The 13,137-nt window shown below is 67.7% G+C and carries 11 protein-coding genes; 5 read left to right on the top strand and 6 right to left on the bottom strand.

The window, feature by feature from the left end; translation table 11 throughout:
* Positions 1 to 14: 14 nt before the first annotated feature.
* On the bottom strand, positions 15 to 473 hold the full coding sequence (locus tag AC1DW3_RS00840; RefSeq protein ID WP_477927736.1) for a hypothetical protein: 459 nt from the start codon (positions 471 to 473) through the stop codon (positions 15 to 17).
* Positions 474 to 481: 8 nt separating this feature from the next.
* Entirely contained in the window at positions 482 to 886 is a 405-nt protein-coding gene (locus AC1DW3_RS00835; protein WP_477927734.1) for a VOC family protein, read from the bottom strand.
* Positions 887 to 1,037: 151 nt separating this feature from the next.
* On the opposite strand from AC1DW3_RS00835, the gene AC1DW3_RS00830 reads away from it, so the two are divergent.
* The 4 genes from AC1DW3_RS00830 (at position 1,038) to AC1DW3_RS00815 (ending at position 4,712) form a co-directional block, all read left to right on the top strand.
* Positions 1,038 to 1,637 carry an RNA polymerase sigma factor gene (locus AC1DW3_RS00830; protein WP_477927732.1) on the top strand — a complete coding sequence of 200 codons (600 nt, stop codon included), beginning with the start codon at positions 1,038 to 1,040 and terminating at the stop codon, positions 1,635 to 1,637.
* Positions 1,634 to 2,140, top strand: a complete 507-nt coding sequence (locus AC1DW3_RS00825; protein WP_477927730.1) for a hypothetical protein — start codon at positions 1,634 to 1,636, stop codon at positions 2,138 to 2,140. Before AC1DW3_RS00830 ends, AC1DW3_RS00825 begins: the two co-directional genes overlap by 4 nt.
* A 13-nt stretch (positions 2,141 to 2,153) precedes the next feature.
* Positions 2,154 to 3,317, top strand: a complete 1,164-nt coding sequence (locus tag AC1DW3_RS00820; protein ID WP_477927728.1) for a hypothetical protein — start codon at positions 2,154 to 2,156, stop codon at positions 3,315 to 3,317.
* Between the two features lie 204 nt (positions 3,318 to 3,521).
* Positions 3,522 to 4,712 carry a glycoside hydrolase family 19 protein gene (locus AC1DW3_RS00815; RefSeq protein WP_477927727.1) on the top strand — a complete coding sequence of 397 codons (1,191 nt, stop codon included), beginning with the start codon at positions 3,522 to 3,524 and terminating at the stop codon, positions 4,710 to 4,712.
* A 7-nt stretch (positions 4,713 to 4,719) separates the two neighbouring features.
* Here the strand turns inward: AC1DW3_RS00815 and AC1DW3_RS00810 are convergent, their stop codons facing one another.
* From AC1DW3_RS00810 to AC1DW3_RS00795, 4 genes are all read right to left on the bottom strand, one after another.
* Complete coding sequence (locus AC1DW3_RS00810; protein WP_477927725.1) at positions 4,720 to 5,772, bottom strand: homocysteine S-methyltransferase family protein; 1,053 nt, start codon at positions 5,770 to 5,772, stop codon at positions 4,720 to 4,722.
* Complete coding sequence (locus AC1DW3_RS00805) at positions 5,769 to 6,845, bottom strand: tartrate dehydrogenase (RefSeq protein ID WP_477927723.1); 1,077 nt, start codon at positions 6,843 to 6,845, stop codon at positions 5,769 to 5,771. Before AC1DW3_RS00805 ends, AC1DW3_RS00810 begins: the two co-directional genes overlap by 4 nt.
* 266 nt (positions 6,846 to 7,111) lie before the next feature.
* Positions 7,112 to 7,999 carry an alpha/beta fold hydrolase gene (locus AC1DW3_RS00800; protein ID WP_477927721.1) on the bottom strand — a complete coding sequence of 296 codons (888 nt, stop codon included), beginning with the start codon at positions 7,997 to 7,999 and terminating at the stop codon, positions 7,112 to 7,114.
* A gap of 15 nt (positions 8,000 to 8,014) precedes the next feature.
* A complete protein-coding gene (locus tag AC1DW3_RS00795) occupies positions 8,015 to 11,173 on the bottom strand; it encodes a hypothetical protein (protein WP_477927719.1) in 3,159 nt (1,052 codons plus the stop codon).
* A 328-nt stretch (positions 11,174 to 11,501) separates the two neighbouring features.
* Between AC1DW3_RS00795 and AC1DW3_RS00790 the strand changes: the two genes are divergently transcribed.
* Positions 11,502 to 13,085 carry an ABC transporter substrate-binding protein gene (locus tag AC1DW3_RS00790; RefSeq protein ID WP_477927717.1) on the top strand — a complete coding sequence of 528 codons (1,584 nt, stop codon included), beginning with the start codon at positions 11,502 to 11,504 and terminating at the stop codon, positions 13,083 to 13,085.
* Positions 13,086 to 13,137 lie beyond the last annotated feature (52 nt).

Raw genomic sequence — 13,137 nt, 5'->3', positions numbered from 1 at the left:
TGCGGCCAGCGACGTCAGCCGCGCCGCGGCCCGCCCAGCAGCACCCGGCGCGCCGCCAGGCCGATCGGGAAGCCGAACAGGAAGCAATGCGCGACGATCGCCGCCGCATCCAGCTTGGGTGGCCAGAACGGCGTGTGCAGGGCCGACAGCGGCAGCACGACGTTGTTCATGCCGAAGTAGACAACGAAGCCATAAGCCAGGCCGGCGGCCGTCGCATTGCGCAGCAGGGCCGGCAGCCGCAGGGCCACCACGCAGAAGAGGGCAGCCCAGATCAGTGCGATGCCGTAGTGCAGCGCGACGCCCAGCGCAAAGGTCTCCGGCCCGCCGCCAAAGGCCACCTCGCGGCCGATGAGGCCGGCGGCGACGGTCTGGAAGACACGCAGCTTCATGCCGTAATAGCTCAGCGCGAAAACGAGGTCACCGGTGCCGGCGAGCAGGCCACCCCAGGCGATGGCCCTGGCTAGAGGATTCATCAGCGGTTTCATGCGGGTGGCCCCTTCAGTTCGACGACATTGCCTTCAGGGTCGCTCAAGTAGATGGAAGGCCCCTCGCCTTCGGCACCATAGCGGCTCTCGGTCTTGCCGCCCTCAACGCCGTGGGCCGTCAGATGCGCGCGGATAGCGTCCCCGTCGAAGGGTTCGACGCGCAGGCAGAAGTGATCCATGTTGCGGCCCTCGACGCCGGGCGCGGCCCCGCCCATGCGGCCAAGCTTGCCGTCCACCGGCACGAGGTCGATCAGCGAATGGCCGGCACGCAGCTGCACGAGGCCGATCTCGTCCTGGCGGCGCTCGACCGAGCAGCCGAGCACGTCGACATAGAAGCGGACCATGGCGTCGAGGTTGATGACGCGCAGCACGAGATGGTCAATGCCTTGCAGCTTCAGCATGCGGCAGTCTCCTGTTCCGGGGGCGTGAGGATCATGCCGCGCCGCGCCCATGCCGAAAGTGACGACGGGTTTGTCCGGAGTAACGAAAGGGCCTCGCCGCGCTCAATAGGGACATGCAACTTCTGCAGGCCTCCTCCCCATGCGCCCCGACATGAGCTGGCTGACCCGCCTCGGCTTTGTCGCCCCGGCCGCGTCCGCAGCCGGCGATGACGCCGCGCTGCTGGCCCGCGTGGCCGATGGCGACGCCGACGCGCTGGCGCTGGTCTACCGGCGCGAGAGCGGCTCGGTCTACCGCTATGCGCTGGCGCTGGCCGGCGACGAGGCCACGGCGCTGGATGCCGTGCAGGAAGCCTTTGCGCAGTTGTTGCGCGGGCCGCAGTCCTTCAACGCCGGCCGCGGTTCGCTGGGCGCCTATCTCGCCGGCATGGCCCGCCACCAACTGCTGAACCAGTGGCGCGACGCACGTCGTCATGTGCCGCTGGACGACTCCCTCGACGCCGACGAAGGCGCCGAGGCCATGCCGGCCAGCGACACCCGCCTGAACCAGGCTCAACAGCAGGACGGCCTTTGGGCCGGCATTCGCGCCTTGAGCTGGCCGCAGCGCGAAGCCATCGTGCTGGTGGACCTGCAGGAGCGCAGCTACGAGGACGCCGCCGCGATTGCAGGCGTCAGCGTGGACACCTTGCGCACCCGCCTGCACCGCGCCCGGCAGCGCCTGGCCGATCTGCTCACCGTGGGAGAAAAGCCATGAGCCCCAACGACACCCCCGACTGGCTGCTGCCCGCCCGCGGCGAGTTCGCACGGCTCCAACCCGGCGCCGACCAAGACGCCGCGCTATTGGCCCGCCTGACCGACCAGCAACGCGTGCTGCGCGCCCGACGCCGGGTAGCCGAGACGGCCGAGGCCCACGAGCCCCGCTGGCTTCGCCGCCTGGCCTGGGGCAGTGGGGCGCTGGGCGCCACGGCCGCCGTGCTGCTGAGCGCCATGCTGCTGCTGGACCCGCCCGGCACCCAGACCGCGCAGGCGGCGCCTGCCGGCAGCGGCTTCGTCCCGCTGGTGCCGGAGGGTGAGTTCCGCGCGGCGCTGGCGGCCAGCCGCAATGCCGCCGTGTGGCTGCAACCCGCCGAGCTGCCGCGCGAGCGCCTGGCGCTGCTGGGCCTGCCCTTTGATGCCGCGCGCGCCGACGAGACGGTGCGCGCCGAGCTGATGTTGAACCCGAGCGRCCAGGTGCTGGCCGTGCGGATCCTGAATTGACCTGGAGAACGACATGAAGACGCCCCTCACCGTCCTGACGCTGATCGCCATGGCCGCTTCGGCCACCGCGCTGGAAGCCGACCGCCTGCAAGCGCGGGACATCGAACGCGAAGTCGAGCGCAGCGTGCAGCTGGCCCTGTCCGACCTGCCCGTGCGCATCGCCATGGGCGACCAGGCCCTGGCCTTTGCCGGCCGCGAGCTGGAGGGCGAGCGCGTCGTGCGTGGTGCGCCCTACTGCGCGACGGCCGTGCACGAGAACGTGCAGACGCTGGGCGACGGCAACCGCATCGTGCGCAAGCAGCTGAGCCAGCTCTGCCGCGACGGCGAGGGTCGCACGCGCCGGGAAGTCCAGCGCGAGGGTGGCCCCAAGGTCGTCTACCTGAACGACCCGGTGGCCAAGGAGAGCTGGGTCATCTACCCGGACCAGAAGCGCGTGCAACGACTGCGCGGCTCCATGGTCTGGGCACCGGGCGCCGACGCGGCCGCGCACGCCGCCTGGGAGGCGTCGATGCAGGACTGGGGCGAGCGCATGAAGGAGCAAGCGGCGCGCTGGAAGGAATGGGGTGGTCGCGTGGCCGAGCGCGCCCGCAGCGTGGATGCCGAGCGCGTCCGCGGCCGCGCGATGGCCGGCGAGCCGGGCATCGTCATCGAGCAGGAGCTGGTGGCGCCACCCGCGCCGGGTGCCAGCGCCGTCGAGCGCCGCCGTGAGCTGCGCGTCATCCGAGCCAGCGAACTGCCCGCCATGCCTGCCATGCCCGCCCTGCCCGCACCACCGGCGCCGATGACTCCGCCCACGCCGCCGCTACCGCCCCTGCCCCTGTTGCAGTTCCCCATGCTGCCGCGCGAGGGCGGCACGACGACCGCGCTGGCACCCAAGGAGATCGACGGCCTGAAGGTCACCGGCGAGCGCACGACGTGGACCATCGAGGCCGGCAAGATCGGCAACGAGAAGCCCATCGTCAGCTCGCGCGAGGTCTGGCGTTCACCCGACCTGATGCTGACCGTCATGAGCCGCGATGCCGACCCGCGCATGGGCGAGCAGAACTACCGTCTGGAGAAGATCAAGCGCGGTGAGCCAGACGCGGCGCTGATGAAGCCCCCGGCCGAATTCAGCGAAGTGCCGAAGCGCAGCGCCAGGCCTTCGACGAATGCCCCGAGCGCGCCCAAGGCGTCCTGACGCGTCATTCGGCCGGCGATCGCACGGCGGCCCGCACGGGTCTTCAGGGCATCGGACATCGTGAGGGCCTGTGCCGCCATACGGCCACCTGTTGTCATGTGTTCCCATGAACAGGGCGGCGGGAAGCCATCCTGAATGTTCAGGACGCAGCCGCCGGCAACGCGTGTGCGCCGTTCTAGCATCGGCCCCTCACAGGAGGCCCTCATGCCCGCACCCGCCACGCCGACGCCCGAAGCCGCATCGCGCGTGCTCACGCCCACCGTGCTGGCCTGGCTGGGCGCCCTCACCGCCGCCGTCGTGCCTCTGGTGCAGTTCATCAACGGCTACTGGCAGAACCAGCTCAAGCAGACCGAGATCGCGCACCAGATCGCGCTGGACTTCGCCAAGCTGGCCATCGCGGACAAGGCGTCACGCGAATACCGGCGCGACACGCTCACGGTGATCGCCTCCATCGAAGGCAATCCGCTGCAGACCTGGGCTCGCGCCGAGCTGCAGGCACGCCGCGGCGAACAGCAAGCCGTCATGGAGGCCCTGCGCAGCCGTCTCGAAGGCCGGCGCTACACGACGCTGGTGGAATGCAAGGCCTATCTCGAGCAGCAGCTCAAGGTGCAGAGCTACTTGGTGGCCGAGACCTTCGACCGCAAGGACATGCGGGACACATTGGGCGCCGCGATCAAGGATGACTACACGAGCGCGGTCGAGCGCGATTGCCGCGATCTCGAGACCGGTACGCGCGCGGCCGTCGTGGTGGCGATTGCGCCCACCACCAAGCTGTCGACCACGCCGTCGACCACCACGGGTCAGGGCGCCGCCACCACGATGCCTGTCGAGGATCGCGCCTGCACCTCGGGCCAGGGCAACCCGCTGAACAAGCTGACGGTGGCCAAGCTGGCGCGCATCTACCCGCGCGCCAAGCCAGCCGACCTCGAGACCTATCTGCCGCTGCTGCGCAAGGGCATGGCCAAGGCGGAGATCAACACCTGCTCGCGGGCCGCGATGTTCCTGGCCCAGATCGGCCGCGAGAGCGACGAGTTGCACTTCACGCAGGAGCTGTCCTCGGGTGCGGCCTACGAAGGCCGCGCGGACCTGGGCAATACCCAGCCGGGCGACGGAGCCCGCTTCAAAGGCCGCGGGCTGCTGCTGCTGACCGGGCGGAGCAACTACCAGCGCTTTGCCGAGGCCCTCGGCAGGCCCGAGCTGATGACCACCCCGGAGCTCATCGCATCCGACCCCGAGCTCGCGCTGGAGACGGCGCTGCAGTACTGGATCCAGGCCAAGCTGAACACCTACAGCGACAGCGACGACATCCGGCTGGTCACGAGGCGCATCAACGGCGGCTACAACGGCCTGGAGCAGCGCAGCGCCTACCTGGCGGCGGCCAAGGCCGCGCTCTGAAACGGCCTCAGGCCGCCGCGAGCATCTCGCTGAAGAACTTCTCGCCGCTGACGCGCGGCTTGTAGGCCGACACGGCCTTGGCGATGGCTGCGATGTGGTCGGGCGTCGTGCCGCAGCAGCCGCCGGCGATGTTCAGGAAGCCGGCCTGGGCGAACTCGCCCACCAGGCGCGCCGTCACGTCCGGCGTCTCGTCGAAGCCGGTGTCGCTCATGGGGTTGGGCAGGCCGGCGTTGGGGTAGCAGCTGACGGCCACGTCGCCCGCCACCTTGGCCAGTTCCTCGATATAGGGCCGCATCAGCGTCGCGCCCAGCGCGCAGTTCAGGCCGATGGCGATGGGGCGGGCGTGGCGCACCGAGTGCCAGAAGGCGGTCACGGTCTGGCCGGACAGGATGCGGCCGGACGCGTCGGTCACCGTGCCCGAGATGATGACGGGCAGGCGCTCGCCGGTGTCTTCCATCAGCTCGTCGAGCGCGAAGATGGCGGCCTTGGCATTCAGCGTGTCGAAGATGGTCTCGACGAGGAAGAGGTCGCAGCCCCCCTCCAGCAGGCCCTTGGCCTGCTCGTAATAGGCGGCGCGCAGCGTGTCGAAGTCGACATTGCGGGCGCCGGGGTCGTTGACGTCCGGGCTGATGGAAGCGGTGCGCGGCGTCGGGCCGAGGGCACCCGCCACGTAGCGGGGCTTGTCGGGCGTCGAGTATTTGTCGCAGGCGGCGCGGGCCAGCTTGGCGGCCTCGACATTCATCTCGTAGGCCAACTCGGCGAGGTCGTAGTCCTCCTGGGCCACGGTGGTGGCGCCGAAGGTGTTGGTCTCGATGAGGTCGGCACCGGCGGCGAGGTATTGCTCGTGGATTTCAAGCAGCACATCGGGCCGCGTGAACATCAGCATCTCGTTGTTGCCCTTCAGGTCCTTGTGATGGTCCTTGAAGCGCTCGCCACGGTAGTCGGCCTCGACCAGCTTGTAACGCTGGATCATGGTGCCCATCGCGCCATCGAGGACGGCAATGCGTTGCTGGAGCAGGGCCGGCAGGCCTTGGGCACGGGTGTAGGCGATGGACTTCATGATTTCGCCATTTTCGCAGCCCCGGCAATGGCCTCGCCCAGTTGGGTGCATGAGGCCTTGCCGCCCAGGTCGGGCGTCTTGGGCGCGGCGGGGTCGGCCAACACGGCTTCGATGGCCGCCATGACGGCGTCGTGGGCGGCGCGGTGGCCCAGGAAGTCCAGCATCATGGCGCCGGCCCAGATCTGGCCGATGGGGTTGGCGATGCCTTTGCCCGCAATGTCCGGCGCCGAGCCGTGCACCGGCTCGAACAGGCTGGGCCATGCGCGCGTCGGGTTCAGGTTGGCCGAGGGCGCGATGGCGATGGTGCCGGTGCAGGCTGGCCCCAGGTCGGACAGGATGTCGCCGAACAGGTTGCTGGCCACCACCACGTCGAAGTGCTGCGGCCGTTGCACGAAGTGGGCGCAGAGGATGTCGATGTGGAACTTGTCGACCGCGACGCCAGGGAACTGCGCGGCCATGGCTTCGACGCGCTCGTCCCAATAGGGCATGGTGATGGCGATGCCATTGCTCTTGGTGGCGGAGGTGAGCTTGGCGCGCGGCCGCGAGGCAGCCAGCTCGAAGGCGAAGCGCAGCACGCGGTCGACGCCGATGCGGCTCATGACCGTCTCCTGGATGACGATCTCGCGCTCGGTGCCGGCGTACATGCGCCCGCCGACGCTGGAGTATTCGCCCTCGGTGTTCTCGCGCACGATCCACATGTCGATGTCGCCGGGCGAGCGGCCTGCGAGTGGCGAGCGCACGCCGGGCAGCAGTCGCGCGGGGCGCAGGTTCACGTACTGGTCGAATTCGCGACGGAACTTCAGCAGCGAGCCCCAGAGGCTGACGTGATCCGGCACCACGGCCGGCCAGCCGACGGCGCCGAAGAAGATGGCGTCATGGCCGCCGATCTGTTCCTTCCAGTCGTCCGGCATCATCTGGCCGTGCTGCTCGTAGTAGCGGCAGTGCGCAAAATCGAACTCGTCGAAGCGCAGCGGCAGGCTGAATCGCTCGGCGACGGCGCGCAGCACGCGCAGGCCTTCGGGCATGACTTCGGTACCGATGCCGTCACCGGCGATCACGGCGATCTTTTGCATAAGGGGCTTTCCTCACCACGGGAATCGGTGCGAGAGGATCTGCGCGGGCGCAGGGCTAGACGTGCGCCGCCGCCCTGGGCTCATGCCCAGGCCAGGCGCGCAACAACGCCATGCGCCCGCGCAGACCCTCTCCCTAAGGGTTGTCACTCAAAAGGCCGCCCGCGGCGTTGCAAAGCCTCGCTGGGGACGACCCCAGCTTCGGCTTCGCGCCTTGCTCGCGGCCTTTTGAGTGGCAACGCATCCGACTCCCGTGGTGAGGAAAGCCCCTAGTCCTCCTTGAAGAAATCTGCCGCCTCGGCCAGCACCACTTCGGGCGCTTCCTCGGCGATGTAGTGGCCGCTGGCGACCGCGCGGCCGCCGACGTTTTCGGCCGCGGCCTGCCAGAGCTTGAGTGGCTCGAAGCAGCGACCCACGACGCCCTCGGCACCCCACAGCACGCGCAGGGGTTGGGTGATGCGGCGGCCCGCATCGCGATCGGCACGGTCGTGATCGAGGTCGATGCCGGCGCTGGCGCGGTAGTCTGCACAGACCCCGGCGGCCGAGCCGGGCCGCGCCATGCAACGCTCGTACTCGGCCCAGGCGCGCTTGTCGAAGAAGGCGCCGCCGCGGCGGCCCATGCCATCGCGCAGATAGGCGGCGGGGTCGGCCTCGATGAGGCGCTCGGGCAGGGGCGCCGGCTGGATCAGGAAGAACCAATGCCAGTAGGCGCGCGCAAACGCCTCGGTGGTGCCCTCGTACATCGCCAGCGTCGGCGCGATGTCCAGCAGCATCAGCCGGGTCACGGCCTGGGGATGATCCAGCGCCAGCCGATGCGCGACCCGCGCGCCGCGGTCGTGCGCCAGCACGGCAAAGCGCTCGTGGCCGAGCGACCGCATCAACGCGACCGCGTCGAGGGCCATCTCGCGCTTGGCATAGGCCGTGCTGGCTTCGCCGGCGGGCGGACGGTCGCTGTCGCCATAGCCGCGCAGGTCTATCAGCACGACCCGGTGATGCTGGGCGAGCGTCGGCGCGACGCGATGCCACATCGCCATGGTCTGGGGATGGCCATGCAGAAGCAGCAAGGGCGGCCTGCCGGATTCCGACGGGCCGCCCTGGCGGGCAAACAACGTGACGCCGTCACGCTGGATGGTTAGCGGTTGGAAATCGGTCCACATCGTGGACCGATTCTGTCAGGCCGTGCGCAGGAAGTAGAGGTTGGCGCTGCCACGAGCCAGCAGCACGAAGCCGCGCAGGGCCGGGATGTAGCGCAGGCGGTTCTGAACGCCGCTATCGGGTGTCGCCGCGATCTTCGCGCTGCCGGCACCGACGCTCAGCAAGCTCATGTCCCAGACATTGCCATCATTGGGCGTGATGACGTAGACGCGCCCCGCCGCGTCGCCCTGGCCGCTGTAGAACAGGAAGCGATCGTTGTCGGCGTCGTAATCCATGCCGGCATAGCTGGGCTTGTCGGCCAGCCATTGCGTCAGTGCGGCGCTGGGATTGAAGCTGACAGCGATCTGCTGGGCACCCCCGACCGGCGCGCGGCTGGCCACCATGCGCTGCGGGTCAAAGCCCTGGCCGTCGCCCCATTGCAGGCAGAAGACCTGGTTGCGTCGCGGATCGAAGGCCATGGGCCAGCGCACCGCGTCGCCGTTGGCGTTGCTGACGAGGTCGGTCCACTTCTTGTCGACGGGGGACCACTTCTTCAGGCCGACGCTGATGACCTCGCCGGTGGCGCGAATCTGCGCGGCGCCGAAGTAGGCGCCCGTGATGTCAGCCCAGGTGCCAGCCTTGTCCCAGGTGTTGGTATCGAGACTGAAGGCGTCGACCTTGCCGAAGTCCCAGGCGGAGCCATATGACGCGCGGGTACCGAACAACATGACCCGGTTGAGCTGCGGCACGAAATGCGCCGAGCTGTAGACGTGACGCGAAGTCGGCTTGCCGTCGACGTAGTAGGCAACGTTCTGCGCCGTGATCAGGCTGGGCTGCATGCGCACCGTCCAGCTCGGCGTGTCGGCAGCGAGGCTGATGGAGACGACACGGTTGTCCGAGGAATCGCCGTGGCCGCCAGCGGCCGCGATGATGAGCTCGCAGTTGCGATCGTTGACGGCCATGCCGCTGTAGGCATCGATCGCGGCACCGCCGGCACCGGCGGTGTTGGGGATCTCGAACCAGGTGTTCAGCGGCTTGTTGGCGATCCAGGCGGGCTGGTGGAGGGCGGGCGCGACAGCCCAGACCGGCGAGATATTGAAGGCGTCGCGCAGGGCCGGGTAGTTGCTGGCGTTGACCATACGCTGGTAGGCCGCGCTCGCGCCCGTCACGCCGTGTCGGACCGCATAGGCGATCGCCGGCGTCAGATTGCCCCAGGTGGCACGGTCGCCCGGCATGAATTCGGCGGCCAGCTTGCCTTCGAGAACGCCCAACCAGGCCGGCTTGCTGGCGAAGGTGGCCAGGTAGACCGCCGCATCGCTGGGCAGCCAGGGGCCCTTGCCGCCAGCGAAGTCCGGAGACGCCACCGCCGTGATGCTCATCGTGTAGGGCGCTGCATTGACGTACCAGAAGCCCGTGGAAGGCCCCAAGCGCATGATGGCGCTGCGCGCCTTCCAGCGGAAGAAGGCATCCAGCTTGGTGGCATAGGCCGCTGCCACAGGCAGTCCCAGCGACAGTGAGTATCCAAAAGCCGCGGTCACGAAGTCCTGCTGCCAAGGCGCGCCTAGCTGCAGGCCGTTGTCGTAGCCCTCGCCCGGCTGGATCCAGCCATAGGGGTTGTTGGGCTGAGCCACGTAGCGAGCGTGGAAATTGTCGATATTGGTCTGCACGCAGGTGACGAATTCCTGCTTCAGTGCAGAGTCGCTGTCGGGCGTCACGGTCAGAGCCTGCACCAGCGTGCGCCACTGCCAGGCACAGGCGCGTGTCTGCCAGGCGCCATAGCAGCTTTGCACCAGGCCCTGGGAACCGTTGCGCAGAATGTCGTTGTCGCCCTTGGACAGATAGTCCAGCGTCGCTGCGAACTGGACCTGCTCCATGAAATACCAGCGGTCAGTCAGCAGATAGGCCATATAGCCCACCGACGGGCTGTGGGCACAGTCCCAGCCGGGCCCTTTGGTGCCTGTCGGCTTGGGCGTGAACTGGTAGCGGGTGGAGCTGCCGATGTTCGCCACCCCGCTGTTGGATTCGTTCAGCACCAGATTGGGAAACTGTGAGAACCGCAGCGGGCGCTGAGTCTTCTCGTCACGATAGTGGATGGGATAGCGGCCGGCTGCGAAGCCGTTACGCAGCACGGCGGCATAGGTCGTCGAAGACTCGCAGGTCAGATAGAGCGCGTCGTGCTGGGGCAGCAGACCGATTGGGTCCTGGTAGCCGGTGGCCGTCATGGCATCACCGTCATAGCTGAAGTTGCATTTGTCCAGCGGCGTGAAGGTTGCCACCAGCGTCTTGGCGCTGGTGGCGGCCGGGTCGACGCGGGCGCTGTAGGTCGGCACCAGTTCGGTGGCCTGCAGATAGGCCAGGTCGTGGCGCGGCGTCACGGCGGGGTCTTCACCCAGCCAATAGGACAGCGCCGTGCCGCTGATCAGTGGCGTGCGGCAGTGGTGGGGCAGGTCGATGGCGGCGGAGAAGCGCTGCGTGCCATTGATCTTGAAGGTGTAGGTGGCCGCCTTGTTGATCGGGCCGGCCACTTGCAGATAGCCGTTCTCGATCCACGGCAACACCTCGACGGCGCCGCCGGCGAACAGGCGCACTTCCAGCCAGGCGGTCAGGTGGGCATCGCTGCCCACCGGCTTGCGGAAGATCCAGGACGACATCTGCGGGCCGCTGACCCAGGCCTGGAAAGGCGCGTCCCAGTCGGCGGCAGCGAAGCTGGCGCTGCCCAGCGCGCCGGCACCGACCTCGGCCGTCAGGCCGGTCTTCTTCAGGTCGGCCAGGCTCAGCGACGTGGCGGCGGCGGCGGCGGCGGCGCTGGCCACCCGGCGCAAGCGCACCGTCTGCAATGTGTTGGCGGTCAGGTCGGCGAAGCCTGCCAGCTGGGCAAACTTCAGCGAGCCGTCCGGCCAGGTCGTGCGTGAAATGACCTGCATGGCGCTCAGATTGGAGGCCACGCTGCTGCCAGCCGGGATGTCGCCGCGCTTGAACGCGAAGCCCAGGCAGAAGGGCGCCTTCACCTGATTCTTCGTGCTGATCAGGCTGAACTGCATCGCGCCTGTGGCCAGGCCGAGCGTCGTGACAGCCACCGGGACGGGCGCCGGTGCCGGGGCAGGCGCGGGCGCCGGAACCGGCGCGGGCGTGACGGGCGTGGTGGGCAGCTTGATCACGCCGGCCGCCTCGGCAGTCGGTGCTTCCGCGGCCGCCATGGCTTCTCCGCCTCCACCGCCGCAACCGACCAAGGGGATGGAGCCGCTCAGGGCGGCTGAATACTGGAGAAATTTACGACGTTGGGGGTCAGTCATGGCAAAGCAATCCTTAGCAGCGGACGTCGCTGCACTTCGGTACTAGGGGGGTCTCCTAGCGGCGGAGCGGATTCTGACGGCGGCGTCTGAATCGACCGTGGCTAAACGTTACGAACTAGGGATGCTGAAGGGTATAAGTTTGGGTTATGCAACTCGACCTTTGCTGCCCTTGTCGCGGCGGGTCTGGCTCCAAACAATTCCCGCCCGTTCTTCCTCTGAAAAAGCCCTCGTCATGAAGCCCTTGCACGTCGCCCTGCTGACCCTTCTCGCACTGGCCGCAGCGCCCGCCGCACAGGCCCAGGGCAAGCCGCTGATCTACTGTGCCGACGCCAGTCCAGAAGGCTTTGACCCTGGAATGTGGGACAGCGCTAGCACCAACACGGTCAGCGGCCAGATGTTCGACGGTCTGCTCGGCTTCAAACGACCCACGACGGAATTGACTCCCAAGCTCGCCACCAGCTGGGAAATCTCGCCCGACGCGAAGAGCTTCATTTTCAAATTGCGGGAAGGCGTGAAGTTCCACAGCACCCCCTGGTTCAGGCCCACCCGCGACCTCAATGCAGATGATGTCCTGTTCACTTTTCAACGTTTCATCGACCCCAACCACCCGTTCAACAAGGCGTTTCCGGCAAATTTCATCTATCCGCAGAACCTCGGACTGACCAAGCTGATCGAGGGCATCGACAAGATCGACGACCGCACAATTCGTTTCCGGCTCCGGCAACCGAACGTGACATTCGTCGCAAACTTCGCGTTCGCCTGGGCGGGCATCCAGTCCGCCGAGTACGCCGCGCAGTTGCTGAAGGACGGAAAGGCCTCGCAGATCAATGTCCAACCGGTCGGCACGGGGCCCTTCCGCTTCAAAAGTTATGCCAAGGACGACGTGCTGCGTATGGAAGCGCACCCAGATTACTGGGGCGGCAAGCAGCCCACGCCGATGCTGGTCTTCAGCATCAGCCGCGAGCCGAATGTGCGCGTGCAGAAGATCGCCGCCGGCGAATGCCATGTAACAGCGGCCCTGCGTGACGTGGATGTCGCCTCGCTGGCCAACAACCCCAACATCAGCATCGAGAAGATCCAGGCGCTCAACATCTCCTACCTGAGCTTCAACCTGAAGAAGCCGCCCACCGACAAGCGCGAGGTGCGCGAGGCGCTGGACATCGCCGTCGACCGCGACGCGATCTTCAAGGCGCTGTTCCCGCGCGGCGACGCGACGCAGGCCGTCAGTGCCTTCCCGCCCGCCATTCCCGGCTACAACAAGAAGCTGAAGAACGAGTTCGACCCGGCCAAGGCCAAGGCCCTGCTGGCCAAGGCGGGCTTCCCGAACGGCTTCGAGATCGACCTCTGGGCCCTGCCCGTGCAGCGCCCCACCAACCCCAACGGCCAGTTGATGGCCCAGCTCATCCAGCAGGACTGGGCCAAGATCGGCGTCAAGGCTCACATCAAGACCTATGAGTGGGGCGAGTACCTCAAGCGCGCCAACAACGGCGAGCACAACGTCTACATGAGCGGCTGGAGCGGCGAGACCGGCGACGCCGACGACTTTCTGACGCCCAACCTCAGCTGCGCCGCCAACAAGAACGGCATCAAGTTCTGCAACGCCGAGTTCGAGAAGCTCATCGACGAGGCCCGCGCCACACCCGACCAGAAGAAGCGCATCGCGATGTACGAGAAGGCGCAGGAGATCTTCAAGCACGAGCGGCCGTGGATCACGATGGCGCACTCCACCGTCTACATCCCCGTCCGCAAGGACGTGGTGGGTTTCAAGATGGCGCCCAACGGCTCGGTTGACTTCGAAGGGGTGTACCGGAAATGAGCGTCGAGGCCGTCGTGAATTACGGGGCCGAGCGACGGGCCGCCCCTAGCCG

Source organism: Roseateles sp. P2_H4, assembly GCF_056403315.1.
The sequence above is the reverse complement of the archived record's forward strand: the minus strand, read 5'-3'. Positions and strand labels throughout refer to the sequence as shown.

What these genes read in the sequence shown, in the direction of transcription:
- AC1DW3_RS00840 (WP_477927736.1), bottom strand. Translation starts at nt 473, where the DNA reads ATGAATCCTCTAGCCAGGGCCATCGCCTGGGGTGGCCTGCTCGCCGGC.
- AC1DW3_RS00815 (WP_477927727.1), top strand. Translation starts at nt 3,522, where the DNA reads ATGCCCGCACCCGCCACGCCGACGCCCGAAGCCGCATCGCGCGTGCTC.
- AC1DW3_RS00810 (WP_477927725.1), bottom strand. Translation starts at nt 5,772, where the DNA reads ATGAAGTCCATCGCCTACACCCGTGCCCAAGGCCTGCCGGCCCTGCTC.
- AC1DW3_RS00805 (WP_477927723.1), bottom strand. Translation starts at nt 6,845, where the DNA reads ATGCAAAAGATCGCCGTGATCGCCGGTGACGGCATCGGTACCGAAGTC.
- AC1DW3_RS00830 (WP_477927732.1), top strand. Translation starts at nt 1,038, where the DNA reads ATGAGCTGGCTGACCCGCCTCGGCTTTGTCGCCCCGGCCGCGTCCGCA.
- AC1DW3_RS00820 (WP_477927728.1), top strand. Translation starts at nt 2,154, where the DNA reads ATGAAGACGCCCCTCACCGTCCTGACGCTGATCGCCATGGCCGCTTCG.
- AC1DW3_RS00790 (WP_477927717.1), top strand. Translation starts at nt 11,502, where the DNA reads ATGAAGCCCTTGCACGTCGCCCTGCTGACCCTTCTCGCACTGGCCGCA.
- AC1DW3_RS00800 (WP_477927721.1), bottom strand. Translation starts at nt 7,999, where the DNA reads ATGTGGACCGATTTCCAACCGCTAACCATCCAGCGTGACGGCGTCACG.
- AC1DW3_RS00795 (WP_477927719.1), bottom strand. Translation starts at nt 11,173, where the DNA reads ATGGCGGCCGCGGAAGCACCGACTGCCGAGGCGGCCGGCGTGATCAAG.
- AC1DW3_RS00835 (WP_477927734.1), bottom strand. Translation starts at nt 886, where the DNA reads ATGCTGAAGCTGCAAGGCATTGACCATCTCGTGCTGCGCGTCATCAAC.